15 protein-coding genes are annotated in these 17,263 nt (G+C 67.4%); 10 read left to right on the forward strand and 5 right to left on the reverse strand.

Annotated elements, in window-relative coordinates; genetic code table 11:
• The first annotated feature begins 8 nt into the window (after positions 1 to 8).
• From DOL89_RS02765 to DOL89_RS02795, 7 genes are all read left to right on the forward strand, one after another.
• Positions 9 to 1,271 (forward strand): efflux RND transporter periplasmic adaptor subunit, encoded by a 1,263-nt coding sequence (locus DOL89_RS02765; protein WP_162937288.1) that lies wholly within the window; start codon positions 9 to 11, stop codon positions 1,269 to 1,271.
• 60 nt (positions 1,272 to 1,331) lie between these two features.
• Positions 1,332 to 2,012, forward strand: coding sequence for an ABC transporter ATP-binding protein (locus DOL89_RS02770; protein ID WP_119677770.1), 681 nt, complete (start codon positions 1,332 to 1,334; stop codon positions 2,010 to 2,012).
• Positions 2,013 to 2,076: 64 nt separating this feature from the next.
• Entirely contained in the window at positions 2,077 to 4,566 is a 2,490-nt protein-coding gene (locus tag DOL89_RS02775; protein ID WP_162937289.1) for an ABC transporter permease, read from the forward strand.
• Between the two features lie 68 nt (positions 4,567 to 4,634).
• Entirely contained in the window at positions 4,635 to 7,094 is a 2,460-nt protein-coding gene (locus DOL89_RS02780) for an ABC transporter permease (protein WP_119677772.1), read from the forward strand.
• Positions 7,095 to 7,151: 57 nt separating this feature from the next.
• On the forward strand, positions 7,152 to 8,645 hold the full coding sequence (locus DOL89_RS02785) for an ABC transporter permease (RefSeq protein ID WP_162937290.1): 1,494 nt from the start codon (positions 7,152 to 7,154) through the stop codon (positions 8,643 to 8,645).
• A gap of 72 nt (positions 8,646 to 8,717) precedes the next feature.
• Positions 8,718 to 9,506, forward strand: coding sequence for an FtsX-like permease family protein (locus tag DOL89_RS02790; RefSeq protein WP_119677774.1), 789 nt, complete (start codon positions 8,718 to 8,720; stop codon positions 9,504 to 9,506).
• A 162-nt stretch (positions 9,507 to 9,668) separates the two neighbouring features.
• The gene (locus DOL89_RS02795) at positions 9,669 to 10,646 is read left to right on the forward strand and encodes a threonine ammonia-lyase (protein ID WP_119680198.1); all 978 of its coding nucleotides are present in this window, start codon (positions 9,669 to 9,671) and stop codon (positions 10,644 to 10,646) included.
• Positions 10,647 to 10,667: 21 nt separating this feature from the next.
• On the opposite strand, the gene DOL89_RS02800 is transcribed toward DOL89_RS02795, so the two are convergent.
• On the reverse strand, positions 10,668 to 10,943 hold the full coding sequence (locus DOL89_RS02800) for a DUF3072 domain-containing protein (RefSeq protein WP_119677775.1): 276 nt from the start codon (positions 10,941 to 10,943) through the stop codon (positions 10,668 to 10,670).
• 53 nt (positions 10,944 to 10,996) lie between these two features.
• On the opposite strand from DOL89_RS02800, the gene DOL89_RS02805 reads away from it, so the two are divergent.
• A complete protein-coding gene (locus tag DOL89_RS02805) occupies positions 10,997 to 11,287 on the forward strand; it encodes a hypothetical protein (protein ID WP_119677776.1) in 291 nt (96 codons plus the stop codon).
• Between the two features lie 4 nt (positions 11,288 to 11,291).
• Here the strand turns inward: DOL89_RS02805 and DOL89_RS02810 are convergent, their stop codons facing one another.
• Together DOL89_RS02810 and DOL89_RS02815 are read right to left on the reverse strand one after the other, a co-directional pair.
• Entirely contained in the window at positions 11,292 to 12,599 is a 1,308-nt protein-coding gene (locus tag DOL89_RS02810; RefSeq protein ID WP_119677777.1) for a DUF3422 family protein, read from the reverse strand.
• Positions 12,600 to 12,693: 94 nt separating this feature from the next.
• On the reverse strand, positions 12,694 to 13,572 hold the full coding sequence (locus DOL89_RS02815; RefSeq protein WP_162937291.1) for a hypothetical protein: 879 nt from the start codon (positions 13,570 to 13,572) through the stop codon (positions 12,694 to 12,696).
• Between the two features lie 1,063 nt (positions 13,573 to 14,635).
• Here DOL89_RS02815 and DOL89_RS24720 point away from each other — a divergent pair.
• Both DOL89_RS24720 and DOL89_RS24725 read left to right on the forward strand, forming a co-directional pair.
• Positions 14,636 to 14,881, forward strand: a complete 246-nt coding sequence (locus tag DOL89_RS24720) for a hypothetical protein (RefSeq protein ID WP_162937292.1) — start codon at positions 14,636 to 14,638, stop codon at positions 14,879 to 14,881.
• Between the two features lie 255 nt (positions 14,882 to 15,136).
• Entirely contained in the window at positions 15,137 to 15,418 is a 282-nt protein-coding gene (locus DOL89_RS24725) for a hypothetical protein (protein ID WP_162937293.1), read from the forward strand.
• On the opposite strand, the gene DOL89_RS02825 is transcribed toward DOL89_RS24725, so the two are convergent.
• Positions 15,402 to 16,184, reverse strand: coding sequence for a MinD/ParA family protein (locus DOL89_RS02825; protein ID WP_119677780.1), 783 nt, complete (start codon positions 16,182 to 16,184; stop codon positions 15,402 to 15,404). The genes DOL89_RS24725 and DOL89_RS02825 overlap by 17 nt on opposite strands.
• Entirely contained in the window at positions 16,181 to 17,191 is a 1,011-nt protein-coding gene (locus DOL89_RS02830) for a flagellar biosynthesis protein FlhF (protein WP_119677781.1), read from the reverse strand. Before DOL89_RS02830 ends, DOL89_RS02825 begins: the two co-directional genes overlap by 4 nt.
• Positions 17,192 to 17,263 lie beyond the last annotated feature (72 nt).

Raw genomic sequence — 17,263 nt, forward strand, 5'->3', positions numbered from 1 at the left:
AAGCAACGATGGGAATGGATCGGAAGATCGAGAAGGCCGGCTGGACCAAGCACAAGCGCTGGATCGGTGCTGCCGCGGTGGCGCTGCTTCTGGCGGGCGGCGGCTATTACGCGGCGTCCGGCATGGGAGGCGGGCAGACCATCCGCATGGCGCAGGAGCGGCTGTCGGTCGCGGCCGTGCAGGAAGGCCAGTTCGAGGACTTCATCCCCGTCCGCGGCGCTGTGGAGCCGCTGACCAGCATTTTCCTGGACGCCAGCGAAGGTGGCCGGGTCGAGCGCCGTCTGGTGGAGCCGGGCCAGCCGGTCAAGGCCGGCCAGCCGCTGGTTGAGTTCTCCAACACCCAGCTCCAGCTCCAGGTGCTGGGCAACGAGGTGCAGGTGGTGGAGCAGCAGAACCAGCTCCGATCCCTGGAAATCTCGCTGGAGAGCACCCGCCTGTCCAACAAGACGGCGCTGGTGCAGGTCGAGTACGAGATCGTCCGGCTGGGCAGGGAGCTGGAGCGCCGCTCCACCCTGGTGAAGACCTCTGCCGTATCCGAACGGGAGTACCAGGACACCCGCGACGAGCTTGATTATTACAAGAACCGCCGTGCCGTCCTGCTGGAGACGGTGAGCACCACCGACCGCATGCGGGCCGAGCAGTATGACCAGCTCGCCAAGTCCACGGCCAGCCTGGAGCAGCAGCTTGAGATCATGCGCCGCTCGCTGGACAATCTCACGGTCCGTGCGCCGGTGGATGGCATCCTGACCGTGCTGGACGCCGAGATCGGCCAGAACAAGACCCGCGGGGAGCAGATCGGCCGCATCGACCGCACCGACGGCTTCAAGGTCGTCGCCCAGGTGGACGAGTTCTACCTCTCGCGCCTCGAGGTCGGGCAGTCGGCCGAGGCCGCCATCGGTTCCGGCAGCTACAGGCTGACCGTGGCAAAGATCTACCCGCAGGTGCGGGACGGCCAGTTCCGGGTGGACCTGGAATTCGGAGACGAGAAGCCGGCCGGCATCCGGCCGGGCCAGACGCTGCAGATGCGCTTGCGGCTGGGGGCCACCTCCACCGCGCTGCTGATCCCGAACGGCGGCTTTTATCAGGATACCGGCGGCTCCTGGATTTTCGTGGTGGACCCGTCCGGTGAATTCGCCACCAAGCGCAACATCAAGGTGGGCCGCCGCAACACCCAGGTGATCGAGGTGGAGGAGGGGCTGGCTCCCGGCGAGCGGGTCATCACCTCGGCCTATGGAGACATGGTCCGCATGGACCGCATCCAGTTCAACTGAACCGAACCGACCACGGACACCGCTGGATTGCGATCCGGCCGATCAGAAGGAAGAAACACGATGCTGAAGCTTGTGAACCTCACCAAGGTCTACCGCACCGAGGAGGTCGAGACGACCGCCCTCAACCAGGCCAACATCCATGTCCATCCGGGCGAGTTCGTCGCCATCATGGGGCCGTCTGGCTGCGGCAAGTCCTCCCTGCTGAACATCATCGGCATGCTCGACAGCCCGAGTTCGGGCGAATACTGGTTCGCGGGCGAGGAAGTCTCGAAGTACGGCGAGCGCAAGCTGGCCGATATCCGCAAGAAGAACATCGGCTTCATCTTCCAGAGCTTCAACCTGATCGACGAACTCACTGTGTTCGAGAACGTCGAGCTGGCGCTGCTCTACCACGACATCCCGGCGCGGGAGCGTAAGCAGCGGGTCAAGGAAGCGCTGGAGAAGGTAGCGATCAGCCACCGCGAGGGACACCTGCCGCAGCAGCTATCCGGCGGTCAGCAGCAGCGCGTCGCCATCGCCCGCGCCGTGGTCAGCCGGCCGAAGATGCTGCTGGCCGACGAGCCGACCGGCAACCTGGACAGCGCCAATGGCGATGAGGTCATGAACATGCTGACCGACCTCAACAAGGAGGGGACCACCATCGTGATGGTCACCCACTCCATGCCGCACGCCCAGTATGCGCGCCGCATCATCAACCTGTTCGACGGCCAGGTCGTGGCCGAGAACCTGCGCGCGGCCTGATCCGGCGCCCGCCGCCGTCCCGCGGCGGGCCGCCCGATCCCTGCAAGCCCGAAGGAACCCCTCCATGTTCCGCAACTACGTTACCGTCGCCCTGCGCAATCTGGTCAAGCACCGGCTCTACTCCGCGATCAACATCGTGGGGCTGGCGGTAGGGCTTGCAGCCTGCGTCCTGATCCTCGTCTTCGTGCGCAACGAGCTCAGCTACGACCGGTTCTTCACCGGCCATGAGCGGCTCTATCAGGTCGCGATCACGGCCAACACTCCCGGCCGGCAGCCGGAAAAGACCAGCATGACCATGCTGCCCTTCGCCCGCGCCATGAAGGAGAGCTTCCCGGAGGTAGAGGAGACCACCCGCATCGTGCGGCAGCGCTCCGTCCTCCGGCGGGACGAGACCCAGTTCTTCGAACTGGTGATCCTCGCCGATGCTTCGATGTTCCGGATGTTCGACTTCCCCTTCGTGGCGGGCGACCGGGAAACCTCCCTGGATCAGCCGACCGGCATCGTGCTCAGCGAGCGTATGGCGCGGAAATATTTCGGGGAGCGGTCCGCACTCGGCCAGACCATCACCATCGACAATCAGCATGAGCTGGTGGTCACCGGTGTGTTCAAGGACCTGCCTTCCAACACGCAGTTCGACTTCGACATCGTCATGCCCATCAACTCCGTCGCGGCACGCAATCTGCGCGCGCTGGAGGAGAACTGGGGGGCGATCTGCTGCAAGACCTATGTGCGGCTGGCCGAGGGTGCCGACATCGAGGATGTGCGTGAGCGGCTTCTTCCCTGGATGAAGCGGACCGCCCCCACGCTGAACGGCCCGAACGGCAGCGTCAATCTGGGCGATGCATTCATTCCCAGCCTGCGCCCGGTGGCCGATGTCCATATGGAACCGCTTCTGGGCGACATGCGCCCAGGCACCAGCAAGGCTGAAATCTATACCTTCAGCGCCGTGGCGCTCCTGGTCGTGGCCATCGCCAGCATCAACTTCATGAATCTCGCGACGGCCCGCGCCACCCAACGCGCACGGGAAGTCAGCGTGCGCAAGGTGGTGGGGGCCAGCCGCACCCAGATCGTGGCGCAGTTCATCGGCGAATCCGTGCTGCTGACCCTGATCGGGCTGCTGCTGTCGCTGGCGCTGGTGGAGCTGGCGCTGCCGGCCTACAGCGCCTTCCTGCAGAAGGATCTCGCCTTCGATTACAGCGATCCGGCTCTGCTGGCGATCCTGCTCGGTCTGGCCTTCTTCGTCGGCATCGCGGGCGGCGCATATCCGGCCTTCTTCCTGTCCGGCTTTAACCCGGCCAAGGTGCTGAAGGGCGCTTCCAGCGGAGTGGGCGGGGGTAGCGGCCGGCTGCGCATGATCCTGGTGGTGGTGCAGTTCTCCATCTCCATCGGGTTGATGGTCGCCACTGCCGTGGTCTATGGGCAGCTCCTCTTTGCCCAGAACAAGAACCTCGGTTTCCAGCGGGACAATCTGGTTGTCCTGAGCGGAACCGGCCGTCCCGGCGTGCGGGACAATCTGAACGGTCTTCTGGAAACGCTGCGCCAGGACCCGCGCATCGTCGGCGCGGCCGCCACCAACATCATTCCCGGCGAGATGGATGAGAGCAATACCAACATCCGCCTGCCGGGCGGCGACCCGACGGAGCAGATCGTCATTCGCAACGACACGGTCGGGCCGGAATTCGTTTCCACCATGGGCATGCGGATCATTGCCGGCCGCGACTTCGACAAGTCCCGCGGCACGGATGTGATCCAGCGGCCGGACTGGCAGCTCCGCGGCGAACCCACGCCCGAGGGAACCCAGCCTTTCTCCCAGCCGGGTGCGGCGCTGATCAACGAGTCCGCCGTGCGCCGCCTCGGCTACGCGTCGCCGGAAGCGGCCATCGGCCAGACTTTCACGGCGGGCGACAGCGAGGTCAGTTCGCTCGACCTGACCATCATCGGCGTGGTGGAGGATTTCCACTTCCGCTCCATCCACGATCCCATCGCGCCTGGCTTCTTCATCACCGACAACGGATACAGCAGCGATGCCGTGATCCGGGTGCGCGGCGACGATGTGCGGGGCGCGCTGGAGGCGATCGACACGGCTTGGCGCAATGCCAACCCGTCGGTGCCGGTGCAGCGGGCCTTCCTGGACGACCAGCTTCAGGCCCTCTATGAGCGGGAGCAGCAGACCGGCACCCTGTTCGCCGCCTTCTCCGGCCTCGCCATCGTGATCGCTTGCCTCGGCCTCTTCGGGCTGGCCAGCTTCACGGCGGAGCGGCGGACCAAGGAGATCGGGCTCCGCAAGGTGCTCGGCGCCAGCGTGACCGACATCGTGCGGCTGCTGGTCTGGCAGTTCTCCAAGCCGGTGCTGGTGGCGAACCTGATTGCATGGCCGCTGGCCTGGTACGGCATGTCCCGCTGGCTGGAGAGCTTCACCTACCGCATCGACCTGAACCCGCTGCCCTTCCTGCTGGCGGGAGCGGCGGCTCTGGCCATCGCCTGGGCCACGGTTGGCCTGCATGCCGCCAAGGTCGCGCGGTCCAAGCCGGTCACGGCGTTGCGGTACGAGTAAGCCGGGCAAAGGGGGCGGCCGGAACGGGCCGCCCCTGCGTGCGCAAGGGTCGTGTGAGGAGGGGCGGGATGCTTAGGAATTGGATTACAGTGACCCTGCGCAATCTGGCGCGTCATCGTCTTTATGCGGCGGTGAACATACTTGGCCTGGCGGTAGGGCTTGCTGCCTGCCTGCTGATCGCCGTGCTGGTCCGGCATGAAACCAGTTTCGATGGGTTTCATGCGAACGCGGACCGGATCGTCCGGGTGAACCGGACGGAATTCATCGCAGAGCGCGCTCCCCAGACCAGCGGCACCACCGCCATGCCGGTCGGCCCGACTCTGGCCGATGCATATCCCGAAGTGGAGATGATGGTGCGGGTGGCCCGCTTCGGCGCTATCATCCAGACCGATGGAGGCGTGTTCCGGGAACGGGTATTCCGGACCGATCCCGGCTATTTCCAACTGATCGACGCGGTCTTTCTGCACGGGGATGCGTCCCTGGCGTTGGCAGAGCGGGACAGCGCCGTGCTGACCCAATCCAAGGCGCGCAAATATTTCGGTGATGTGGACCCTGTCGGCCGCACGCTGACGCTGACCACCGGGCGCAGTTGGCGCATTACCGGCGTGATAGCCGACCCGCCCGTGAATACGCGGTTCGATGCGGGCATCATCACCCACTTGGACAGCAGCTTCAGCGACAGCGCCGACCAGTGGTATCGGGAAAGGGTTGATGGATGGTCCAACCACTGGCTCACCACCTACCTGCTGCTCCGTCCCGGCGCCGACCTCGCGGCCATGCAGGCCCGCATGGAGGATGTGCTGGCGGAAACCCCTGATTATCAGCGGCCCGACACGCCCGGACTGGGCTACAGCTTCACGCTTTCCTTCCAACCCTTGGCGGAGATCAACACCAATCCGCAGGGCGGTGAGCCAGGAACGCCGACCACGGTCATCCATGCGCTGATCGCGGTTGGGGGGCTGATCCTGCTAGTGGCGGGCATCAATTTCGTGAACCTTACGACCGCGCGTGCCAGCCTGCGCGCCCGCGAGGTTGCCGTCCGCAAGACGCTGGGCGCTCGCCGCGCCAGCATCATCGCCCAGTTCCTGGGGGAATCGGTGATGCTGTCGTTGTTCGCCGGGCTGGTCGCCCTGGCGCTGGTGGAGCTCAGCCTGCCCCTGGTTCTTCAAGGACTGGAACTACCAGCCCTTGCAGGGCCGGCGGAATCATTGGAGCTGCTGACCTACGCCTTGCCGTTTCTGGTGCTCCTCGGTGTGGCGGCGGGGCTGTATCCGGCCTTCATCCTCTCCGCCTTCGCTCCCGCGTCCGCGCTGAAGGGGGGCGGCACCGCGCCGGGCGGTGGAAAGCTCCGCACCGTGCTGGTCGTGGTGCAGTTCGGCATCGCCATCGCGCTGGTGATTGGCACCACCGTCATCCTGACGCAGACCCGCTACGCCAGCAGCCAGCGCCTCGGCTTCGATCAGGAGAATCTGGTGCTGCTCAGGGGCCTGGACCTGGATGAGGTACGTCCGCAACGCGAAGCGCTGATAGAGCGGATCGGCCGTCTGCCGGGCGTGGTGACCGCCGGCCTCACCTCCTGGGCGCCGGCGGACCCCTCCGAGCGGACCACCACCTTCCGCTTCCCGGGTGAGGAGAGGGCGGTCACCTTGCGCAACGAGCCGGTGGATTTCGGTTATCTGGAGGCGCTGGGCGCACGGCTGCTGGCCGGCCGCATCTTCGACCGCGCCCGGCCGGTGGACCTGTTCCAGGAGTCAGGGCAGACCAATGGCCGCTTCGATGGCACCGCGGTGGTCACTGCCGGGATTCTGCCGGTGCTGGGCGTCGCCACGCCGGAAGAGGCACTGGGGCGGCCTATGATCTATGGAAGCACCGTGACCGACGGGGTGGAGCGGCACCATATCGTCACCATCGTCGGCGTTGTGGAGGATATCCAATTCTCCTCCGCGCGGGACGCGCTGGTGCCCACGGTCTTCATGGTGGATCGCACGCAGCTGGACGTATTGGCCATCCGGCTCGCGGCCAGCACGGGGCCGGACACGTTGGCCGCCATCGATGCAATGTGGCGGGACGTCGTTCCGAACGTGCCGGTGCGCCGCGACTTCCTGGATGAGCGCGTCCGCAGGCTTTATGCAGCGGAGGCGCGGCAGGCAACCGTACTGGCGGCCTTTGCCGGCCTTACCATCGTAATCGCCTGTCTTGGCCTCTTCGGCCTTGCCGCCTTCACGGCGGAGCGGCGGACGAAGGAGATCGGTGTGCGCAAGGTGTTGGGCGCCCGCACGCGCGACATCGTCCGCCTGCTGGTCTGGCAGTTCTCCCGTCCGGTGCTGCTGGCGAACCTGATCGCCTGGCCGGTTGCATGGATTGCGATGGAGCACTGGCTGAACGGCTTCGCCATCCGCATCGACCTCGGCCCCGGCCCGTTCCTGGCGGCGGGAGCCGGCGCCCTGGTGATCGCCTGGGCCACCGTGGCCGGCCACGCGGCGCGGGTGGCGCGGCGCAGACCGGTCACCGCTTTACGGTATGAGTGATTTTCCTGATCGGCATTGCGCCATAGGCGGCGCCAGCTTGGAAGGAGAGGGTGAACAGTGCTGCGCGACTGGTTGACGGTGTGCTTGCGGGGACTGATCCGGCACAGGCTCTACACAACAATCAACATAATGGGCCTCGCCGTCGGACTTGCCGCGGCACTGCTGATCGGGACCTATGTGCGTCACGAGCTGTCCTATGACAGTATGTATGCGGATGGCGACCGCATCTATCGGATCACTCGGATCGAGCATCGTTCCGGCCAGCAGCCCCGGCCCGTCGGACCGGTGTCGTACCCTGTCGGCGAGTTGCTACAGCGGGAGCGCCCGGAGTTCGAACATCTGGCCTTGATCAGTTGGTTCCCCGTGGTCTTGCAGCATGAAGGCGAGCCGATCCGGGAAATCATGCACATTGCCAGTCCGGGCTTCTTCCAGATTTTCGACTTGCCGTTCCTGAAGGGCGATCCGGTGACCGCCCTTGCCGAGCCATATGGGCTGGTGCTTACAGAAAAGATGGCCCGTAAGTATTTCGGCGATGCGGACCCGGTGGGGCAAAGCCTGTCCATTGCTCGCGGCGAAAGCTTCAGAGTTACCGGAGTCGTCGCCGACCCTCCGACGAACAGCAGCATCCAGTTCGATATGGTCGTGTCCCTCGCGACGCCGTTCCCGGAATTCGAGAAGCCACGGACGCTCTGGTTCAATAATTGGCTGAACGTCTTTGTCCGCTTGCATCCTGGCGAGTCGGCCAACGCGGTGGAAGCGGAGCTAGGCGATATGCTCCAGCGCCACGTTCCGAACTACGAACCGCCGGGCAAGGCGAGTTCCACCTTCACGCTGCATATGCAGCCATTGGCCGATTTCCACCTGGGACCTTTCCCAGGCCTGGATTATTCCGGACGCAGGACACTGGCGGCGTTCGCCGCTGTAGCAGGCCTGATCCTGATCGTCGCCGGCATCAACTTCGTGAACTTGTCCACCGCCCGGGCCACGCTGCGCGCGAGGGAAGTGGCGCTCCGCAAGACACTGGGCGCTTCCCGCGGGGGTCTTGTCCTGCGTTTCATGGGGGAGGCGGTGCTGCTGACGGCGTTGGCCGGCGTCGTGGCCATGGCGCTGGCCGAACTTCTGCTGCCGCTGCTGACCGACGCGCTCAACATCAGGTTGGAAGAGGATTTCGCCAGCCCGTTGTCGCAGCTCTTGACGCTGGCAGGTCTGGTGCTTGTGATCGGAATCCTCTCCGGGATCTATCCAGCTTTCCTCCTCACCCGCCACAATCCGGCTGACACCATGCGCGGCGGTTCGGCCCCCCAAGGGTCGGGACGTCTGCGGACGGCGCTCGTCGTCGGGCAGTTCGCCGTGGCGATCGGATTGTCGACCGCATCCCTGGTGATCCTAGCCCAGACCCGCCACGCCGGTTCCGCACAGTTGGGTTTTGACCGCGAGAACGTGGTCCTGTGGCGCGGATTGAACAATCCCGCGGTTGCAGGGGGCTGGCAGGTCTTCCGGGATCGCGTGACGGAGCTGCCGGGCGTCGTCAGCGCCGCTGCTGTGCGGTAGGTTCCAGGCGACGGGTCCGACTCCTCCATCATAGTGCGCCATCCGAATGGATCGGCCGAGCTCAGCCTCAGGATGGAGGCGGTCGATACGACCTATCTTCAAACATTGGGCATTCCGCTTGTCGCCGGGCGCGGGTTCGAGGAGGGGCGGTCAGCCGACATACTGGTCGATTCCAAGGGGCCGCAGAAAGACGCGGCCAATGTCATTTTGTCGGAATCGGCGGTCCGACTGTTGGGCTGGAGATCGCCGGAGGCGGCGCTGGGCGGCACCGTCCTGGTGCCGGAAGAGGGGCAGAACATCACGCTGACGGTGATCGGCGTCATTCCCGACCTGCAGTTCTATTCCGCGCGCCAGCCCCACGCGCCCACGATCTTTACCGTCCAGAAGCAGGGCATATCCACCCTGGCTGTCCGGGTAAGGGGCGGGGCAGCGCCCGAGGTGCATGGCTTGATCGACGCGGTCTGGCGGGAGCTGTTTACCGACTTGCCCGTTAACCGCGAGTTCCTGGACGAACGGATCGAGCGCATCCATCGGGCGGAGTTGCGGCAAGGAATCGTGCTCGGAGCATTTGCGGTTCTGACGGTTGGAATCGGCTGCCTCGGCCTGTTCGGTCTGGCGGCGTTCACCACCGAGCGGCGCAGCCGGGAGATCGGGATACGCAAGGTGATGGGGGCCCGCACCGCTGATATTGTCAGGCTTCTGGTCTGGCAGTTCAGCCGGCCGGTGGCGGCGGCTTGCCTGATCGCGTGGCCGATCGCGTGGCTGGGGCTGGAGGATTGGCTTTCCGGCTTCGTGAACCGGATCGACCTCAATCCCCTCTTCTTCCTGGCTGTCGGCATTGCCGCCATGCTTATTGCCTAGGTGACGGTTGCCGGTCATGCGGCCCATGTTGCTCGCCAGAAGCCGATCCATGCCCTGCGCCATGAGTGAGCACCTTGCATCGGCCTGCTTGGTGGGGCACAAGGCCGGACGGAAAGGATGCGAGGTGCGGCGATGGTTACGGGTATGAAAGCTGCCGGCAGAATGGCGCTGCCCACGGGCGCTGATGTCGAGGATGCGGCGCGGGTGCTGGAAGGGTGGGCGGTGCGGACGCCGCTGCTGCGCAATGCGGAGCTGGACCGGCTGACCGGCGGCACCATCCTGGTGAAGCCGGAGGTTCTCCAGCGCACCGGCAGCTTCAAGTTCCGCGGCGCCTACAACCGCCTTTCCCGCATCCCGAAGGAGAACCGGCCCCAGGGCGTCGTGGCCTGGTCGTCGGGAAACCATGCGCAAGGCGTCGCCGCCGCGGCGGGTCTGCTGGGCCTTCCGGCCACCATCGTCATGCCGGCCGACGCGCCGGCCCTGAAGATCGCCAACACCCGCGCCCTGGGGGCGGAGGTGGTGCTGTACGACCGCGTACGCGAAAGCCGGGAGGAGATCGGCGGCCGCATCGCGCAGGAGCGCGGCGCCATCATCGTGCCGCCCTTCGACGATCCCTACATCATCGCCGGCCAGGGCACCGTCGGGCTGGAGATCGGGGATCAGGCGCTGGGCATGGGGCTGGCGGTGGAGGAGGCCCTGGCCCCGTGCTCCGGCGGCGGGCTCGCCAACGGCATGGCGCTGGGCCTGCACCGGATCTTCCCCCATGCGAAGGCCCACACGGTGGAGCCGGCCGGCTTCGACGATTTCGCCCGTTCTCTGGAAACCGGGCAGAAGCAGCGCAACGCCAGCGCCAGCGGCTCCGCCTGCGACGCGCTGATGGCCCCGACGCCCGGCGACATCACCTTCGCCATTGCCCAGCGTGAGCTTGGGCCGGGCTTCTCCGTCACGGATGAGGAGGCGTTCGCCGCCATGCGCTTCGCCTTCCAGCATCTGAAGCTGGTGGTGGAGCCGGGCGGGGCGGTCGCGCTTGCGGCTGTGCTGACCGGCAAGCTGGAGACGAAGGGGCGAACCATCGCCGTGGTGCTGTCCGGCGGCAATGTGGACCCGGGGCTGTTCGCCCGGGTCCTTGCCGCGGCCTGAGTGGCCGCCGCCTGAGCCGGCTCAGCCCTCGCGCTTGCCGCCATCCTGGTGGTGGCTGCCGCCGCTGCCCTGGCCGCGGCCGGTCTTGGACTGGAGGGCGTCGATCCGCTCCGACGCTTCCGCCTTGCTCAGCTCCGCGTTGAACTCCTCGCCCGCCTCTTCGGACAGGGTCTTCAGGTAGCTGGCCTGGGCGCCGGTCATGGGCTCATCGCCGGTGACCCAATCCTCAGGGTCTTTCTGCCGGTTGCTGGGCTGGCCGGTCACGTCGGCGCTCTTGGGGTTCTTCTGGTCGGTCATGCTCAACTCCGTTGCTACGGGCTGGGGCAACAGCCGAATGCGAAGAACGTTCCATGAACATCTGCGAGGCTGGAGGTCAGGGCGCGGATGCGCTAGACCTCGTGGACCGATCCCAGGCCGAGGCGAAGGGCATGAATCTCGAACAAAGACTGGCCGTGAAGCTGCTGGCCCAGGCCTCCTCCATGCTGGGCAAGGCTGTGAGCGAGACCCTGTGCACCGAACCCGACCGCCGCGTCATCCGCGCCCTGCTGGCCGAGGCGAAGGAGATGATCGGCGAATTCGAGGAGCAGTATTTCGACATGGATGCCGCGCCGGCGGCCCCGGAGCGGACGGGGGAGCGCTAGGCTTCTACTCGGCCGCGTGCAGGACCCGCCGCAGGCGGCGCACGCCCAGCCAGACCGCGGCGATCACCACCGGCACGGCGATGGATGTCAGGATCTGCTTCCCGCCGCCATATCCCAGCACCGGCAGCCCGTCCAGCAGGTACTTCATCAGTCCGATGAAGTAGTAGGAAATGGCGAAGACCGAGAGACCCTCCACCGTCTCCTGGATGCGCAACTGCGCCTCCGTCCGAGCCGCCATGGAGCGCAGAAGGTCGGCGTTCTGGGCAGCCAGATGCACGTCCACCCGCGTGCGCAGCAGGCCGCTGGCGCGGCTGATCCCCTCCGACAGCTCCTCCTGCCGGCGCGCCACGGCCATGCAGGTCTGGACGGCGGGACCGAAGCGCCGCTCCAGGAATGTGCCAAGCCGTTGCAGGCCGGGAATGCGGTCCTCCCGCATGTCGGACAGCCGCCGCTCCACCAGATGGGCATAGGCCTTGGTGGCGCCGAAGCGGTAGCGGGTGCGGGAGGCCAGCGCCTCCGCCTCTGCCGCCAACTGGGTCAGCGCGTCCAGAAGCCGGTGCTCATCCTCCACCCCGGCCTTGTCGGCGGCGGCGGTGCGCTCGACGATCTCGCCCAGCCGCCGTTCCAGGCCGGACAGGATGCCGGAACTTTCCCGCGCCAGCGGTAGGCCCAGCAGGGCCATCATGCGGTAGGTTTCCAGCTCCAGCAGCCGCTGGATCAGCCGACCGGCCCGGTTGATCGACAGGTTGACGGCGCGGACCAGCAGGCGGGTATGCCCGTCCGTGCCGATCTGGAAATCAGTCCAGACCAGGGCGTCGCCGCCATGAACCAGCGATCCCTGCACTTCGCCGGTGAAGAGGTGGGAAAGGCTTGCTGCATCATGCTGCGGCAGCTGATCCGGCTCCAAACGCAGGTGGACGGCCACCAGCCGCTCTCCCGGAAGGCCGCGCACCCAGTCGGCGAGGCCGAGGCTGAGGGCAGACCAGCCCTGGCCGTCCGGCGGATTCGGCTGGACCACGGTGACGGAGGTGAATTCGGTGTGCCGCTCCCATTTCAAGATGCGGCCGTCGATATGCAGCACCACCTGCCGGTCCGTGGGCGCGGGGGGCAGCAGGCCGAAGCGGGTGCACAGCGTCTCGATATGCGCGCGGTCGGCCTGATCCTCACCGGACAGCAGGGCCATGTGGGTGACGCGGGACGGAATCGGCACCCGCAGATGAGGGCGCGCATGCAGCTCGTCATTCAGCTCCCGGCGCAGCGCATGCTCGCCGCCGGACGGAAGGGCCGTCGCGATCTCCACGGCATCCTGCATGGCATTGCTCCCGGTTCAAACCCGATCGACTATGCCAGCGGCACAGGACCCGCGCCAGCCTGCCGCGGATAGCCGCTGTGCGGCGGAATCACCTTCAGGCATTGGCGGCGGAGCGCCTGGCCGGGCGCAGCTTCACCCAGGCATGGGCGCCGGTCTGGAAGGCGATCACTCCGGTGAAGCCGACCGCCTCCAGGCTGGAGCGGAACATCTCCCCGATCTCCGCGCCCAGGCCGCCCGGCAGCCGCTCCATGGTCCGGATCATCAGGTCCAGCCGGGCGGGCCGCACCATGCCCTCCATCTGGACAGGGCCGAAGCGGGACAGGGTCAGATCGATCAGGAACCGCTTGGACCGGTCGCCGGCGGCACGCCCGCCTTCATTTTCCTCCTCGCTGGCGGCGCGCACTGCGAATTGCAGCCGCTCCAGCCGGGCCGGATCGCCGAACGGCACGGCCCAGCTTCGCCAGCCATCGGCCAGCGGCTCTGCCGACTGCCGGGCGATGGACTGGAAATCTTCCGTCAGCCGTTGGAACAAGTCACGTCGGCCGGACTGGTCCAGCACGTCCATGGCAGCACCGCCGAGCCAGCCGGCGGCATCCCCGCCGCGCAAAGCCGTCAGGAAGAACAGCAGGTTCGTTGTAAGCCGCCGGTTCGGTTGCGGGATCACGGCATGGGCAAGGGTCCGGGCCAGGGCAGGGTCGCTGGCGGCGATCAGGGCCATGACATCCTTCAGCGCCGGCCAGCCCCGTCCTTGCAGCGGGTCGATGGCCGGCAGCATGCTGCGGACGACTTCCTCCGAATCCGCTTCCACCGCCAGATGGACGATGGTGCCGGGCGGCAGGCTGGTTGCGGCCTGAAGCACCAAGGTGCCCTGAGGCGTGGAGATGACCGGCAGCCCGCCTGCCGTGCTGCCCATCAGCGTCCCGATCAGGACCGGACCCGGCGGGGCCGGAGGAGCCGGGTACGCGGTTGCCATGGGCGGCGGTCTCATGCCGGTTACAGTTCCGGCCGTCGCAGCCTGGGACGGCACCGGCTGCGCTTCCCCCTCAATGGAGACGATCCGAAGCCGGAGCTGCTGGCCCGGCACCAGCAAGACCGGCGCCTGGGGCACGGTCGGTTTTCCCTGCGCGCTTTCAGGCGCATGCGCCAGCGCATCCGGGAGGAACGCCGATGCGTCCGGCGCCAGGGCCGGCAGGGCAGGAGCGCTCCGGGCCGGGGCTGGAGCGGCTTGGGGCTGGGCAACCGTGTCCGCGTTGGCCGGGATCAATTCCGGAATTGGCAGGACAGCAGGACGGGCCTGGATCGTTGCCGGTTGGGGCGTGGATTGGGTAACCGGTGGGGTTGATCCAGGCTTCGCCGGCGGCGTGGCTCCTGTCGTTCCGATCACCTGGACCGCAGGGACTTGCGGGACGGGAGCCGGTCCGATCGGAGTTGCGGGCCGAGGGACGGCTGCCGGAACCCCAGGGGTTGGCAGAGATGGTTCCGCCGCCGCCGGTGTTTGTGCCGACGTCATCTGGGGCCGTTCGGGCAGCGTTGTCGGAAACGCCTGCAGGACCGGGCGGCGAGCATAGGGGAACGTTCGCACGGTTGGCGTGGCCAGCGATCCGGAGGGAAAGGGAACCTCCATGCCATCCACACCCGGTGCCGGCGTGGGCTGGGCATCGATCTGGGGCGTTGAAGCCGGCCGCTTGGCGAAGGGCAGAGCGGGCGCGGCGGTTTCCGGGCTGGAGGGTAGGGCGGCGCTACTTCCCCGTGCCGGACCGGTTCCAGGCTGGGCGGATATCGGCTCGGGCTCGGCTACGGGCGGACTGGCAGGAAGGGAGGATGCCGGTTCCTGCGCGGGAACAGCCGGTACCATGGAACCGCGGACCGGAAGCGGCAGCGGGGGCGAAACTGGCGGCTGAGCGGCAGGAACGGTTGCCGCCGCATCCGGAACAGGCGTCCCGACCGGCTGCCGGATCACCGGCGCGGCCGGCGTGGACGGTCCGGCAGCGGGTGGATGCGAATGTATGTGTTCCGGTGCTGGCAGGGATGGCGGAATGGCCAACCCTGGCGCGCCGCCGTCTGGAACTCGCGGCGGTGGAACCGGGGTTGACGGCTGCTGGATGGGAGCCGGTGCGCTTCCCGAAGGCGGCGTCGGGCCGGCAGGCAACGGCATGGTGACCACCGGTGCGCTGGGCTGGCCGGGTGGGGTGGAGATGGTGCCGCCGACAACCGGACCGGCGGGCTGGCCTGTCGGCGCTTTTGGCGGAGCGGGTTCTGTCAGCGGCGCATCGGGCGGTTGAACCGGTGCGGGACTTTGCGGCGGCTCCGCCCCACCGGGGCGGGGGGCGGAGATGACGGTGCCCTGCACGCTACCGCCAGGCTTCAATGGAGGAGCAGGGAGCTGGTCCGGCGTCTCTGCAGCCGGCTCGGGAGCTGGTTGTTGCGGTTGCTTCCCGCCGGCTGGCTGCGGGCCGGCGCTGGATGCTGGAACCAGGGCCACGGCGCTGCCTGGGCTTGCCGATCCCTGGCCGGGTGCGATCTGTAGGACGAGCGGGGTGTCCTGCGGCAGCGTGGTCGAGGTGCGGACCTGGATGTCACCGGCGGCGGTGCGGATCGTGGCCGTGCCGTCCTTCTGCGCCACCACCTGCCCGCCGATGGCGACAGGCCGGGAGAGGCCGGCCAGCTTTGCCGGCACGGCCTGGACCTGGACCGTGGCGAGCGGGATGAAGCCGGCCGGCGGCGCACTGCCCGGCAGGGCAGGCGCGCCGGCTTGCGTCGGAACGGGGGAGGCGTTCACGGCTGGCGCGCTCCCGCTACGGCCTATTGGCCCTGGATGATGCGCTGGGCGATGGCTTCCACATCCTGTGCCGCATCCGCACTGGGGGAGCGGAGCAGAAGCGGGGTCTGGGTCTTGATGGCGTCCCGCACCTTCAAATCCCGGCGCACGATCCCGGCCAGCGGCGGTTCCTTCTTCAGGAACCGACGGCAGGCGGCCAACAGGGTCTCATACGTCTTTTCACCTTCGGCGCGTGTCTGCGCCATGTTGACGACGATCCGCAGGTCCGCGCCCGGATTGCTCTGCCATGCCAGCTTCAGGAAGGCGTAGGCGTCGGTAATGCTGGTCGGCTCATCCGTCGTGACCACCAGCGTGGCCCCGGCAGGGCCGGAGAAGGCGCGCACCGTGCGGTCCACGCCAGCGCCAAGGTCGATCACGACCCAGTCATAGACCCGCGCCATGTCCATGAGATCGTTGCGGAGCTGCCCGAGCCGCGGCGGGGCCAGATTGGCGAGATTTCCGGAGCCGGAGCGTCCGGCCAGGATGTCGAACCCGCCTTCCGGGAAGCGCGTGGTCGCCCCTTCCATTGTGTAGAGCCCGTCCACCACCTGGCCGATGTCGCGCTTCGGCATCAGGCCGAGCTGGATGTCCACGTTCGCCAGGCCGAGGTCGCCGTCGAACAGCAGGGTCCGGCGGCCCAGGCTTGCCAGCGCGTGGGACAGGGTGATGGAGAAGAAGGTCTTGCCGACCCCGCCCTTTCCGCTGGCAACGGCGAGCACGTTCTGGCGGCGCAGCGGCGTCACATTCGTGGAGGCAACCATGGTCATGCGTGGGTTCCCGTCTGCTTGATGCGCCGCTGCGCGGCTGCCGCTTCTTCCGGCATCATGAATCGTGCAAGTGTGGTGGGGGTCAGCGCCCCCAGACCGTCGATCACCTTGGGGGTCGCGGAGGCGTCGGCGAAGGACATCTCCGCCTCGTAGGCCGCGGCCAGCAGGCTGCCCAGCCGGCGCGCCATGTCGAGCCGCGTCGGCAGCAGCCGGCGCACGCCGACCTGACGGAAGGCGCGGGCCATCTCGCCAGCCTCCTGCGCATCCAGACCGGCCGGCAGGACCAGCACCGGCTCTATGTCCGCGGCGACCAGGAAGTCGCGCAGCTCTCGCATGTCGGCCTCGTCGTAGGGATTGCGCCCGGCGCTGTCCACCAGCACCTGCTCCGCCCCTTTCTGGACTTCCAGCGCATCGGCCAGGGCCACCGGGTCCTCCGCCGTGATGAGGCGCAGCTTCAGCAGGCGCGTATAGGCGGATAGCTGGTCGATCCCGCCGGCCCGCACCGTGTCGGTGGAGACCACGCCCACCGGGCGGCCATTGCGGAAGGCGCGGGTGCAGAGCTTCGCAATCGTCAGCGTCTTGCCCGACCCGGGCGGCCCGACCAGCATCAAGGCACGCGGGTAACGTCCGTCGGGCAACGGCTGGAAGCCGAAGACCTGATCAAGCCCGGCGGCCAGGGCCGCGAGCGGATCGCGGACGTCGAGATCGGAAACGGCGTCCATTATCTGCTGGTTCACCGCGGCCGGCGCGCCGTGATGCAGCAGCACTTCGGAGACGCGGTCGAGGACATCAGGCCCTTGGGGCTCCAGCGGGGCGCCGAAGCGCAGCACCGGGGCGGGGGAGGGGGCGGGCAGGTTCCCATCCTCCTCTTCGACCGCCGCGGTGACGCGAACCCCGACGCCGTCCTCCTCGCGCGTGGCGACGATGATGGCGTCATCGCCCAGCACCTCGCGGACGAGGCGCATGGCTTCCGCCATGGTGGGTGCGTGGAAGGATTTCAGCCGCATCTCGGTACCGCCAGTCCTGCCATGGGACCCCTCCGCCTCTGATCGGGCATCTTCACGTCATGCATCGCCGCC

It is taken from the genome of Indioceanicola profundi, assembly GCF_003568845.1.
GTDB classification, from domain to species: Bacteria; Pseudomonadota; Alphaproteobacteria; order Azospirillales; family Azospirillaceae; genus Indioceanicola; species Indioceanicola profundi.

What these genes read in the sequence shown, in the direction of transcription:
- DOL89_RS24720 (WP_162937292.1), top strand. Translation starts at nt 14,636, where the DNA reads ATGGCCAACCCTGGCGCGCCGCCGTCTGGAACTCGCGGCGGTGGAACC.
- DOL89_RS02770 (WP_119677770.1), top strand. Translation starts at nt 1,332, where the DNA reads ATGCTGAAGCTTGTGAACCTCACCAAGGTCTACCGCACCGAGGAGGTC.
- DOL89_RS02825 (WP_119677780.1), bottom strand. Translation starts at nt 16,184, where the DNA reads ATGACCATGGTTGCCTCCACGAATGTGACGCCGCTGCGCCGCCAGAAC.
- DOL89_RS02805 (WP_119677776.1), top strand. Translation starts at nt 10,997, where the DNA reads ATGAACATCTGCGAGGCTGGAGGTCAGGGCGCGGATGCGCTAGACCTC.
- DOL89_RS02775 (WP_162937289.1), top strand. Translation starts at nt 2,077, where the DNA reads ATGTTCCGCAACTACGTTACCGTCGCCCTGCGCAATCTGGTCAAGCAC.
- DOL89_RS02800 (WP_119677775.1), bottom strand. Translation starts at nt 10,943, where the DNA reads ATGACCGACCAGAAGAACCCCAAGAGCGCCGACGTGACCGGCCAGCCC.
- DOL89_RS02795 (WP_119680198.1), top strand. Translation starts at nt 9,669, where the DNA reads ATGGCGCTGCCCACGGGCGCTGATGTCGAGGATGCGGCGCGGGTGCTG.
- DOL89_RS02790 (WP_119677774.1), top strand. Translation starts at nt 8,718, where the DNA reads ATGGAGGCGGTCGATACGACCTATCTTCAAACATTGGGCATTCCGCTT.
- DOL89_RS02830 (WP_119677781.1), bottom strand. Translation starts at nt 17,191, where the DNA reads ATGCGGCTGAAATCCTTCCACGCACCCACCATGGCGGAAGCCATGCGC.
- DOL89_RS02765 (WP_162937288.1), top strand. Translation starts at nt 9, where the DNA reads ATGGGAATGGATCGGAAGATCGAGAAGGCCGGCTGGACCAAGCACAAG.
- DOL89_RS02810 (WP_119677777.1), bottom strand. Translation starts at nt 12,599, where the DNA reads ATGCAGGATGCCGTGGAGATCGCGACGGCCCTTCCGTCCGGCGGCGAG.
- DOL89_RS02780 (WP_119677772.1), top strand. Translation starts at nt 4,635, where the DNA reads ATGCTTAGGAATTGGATTACAGTGACCCTGCGCAATCTGGCGCGTCAT.
- DOL89_RS02815 (WP_162937291.1), bottom strand. Translation starts at nt 13,572, where the DNA reads ATGGCAACCGCGTACCCGGCTCCTCCGGCCCCGCCGGGTCCGGTCCTG.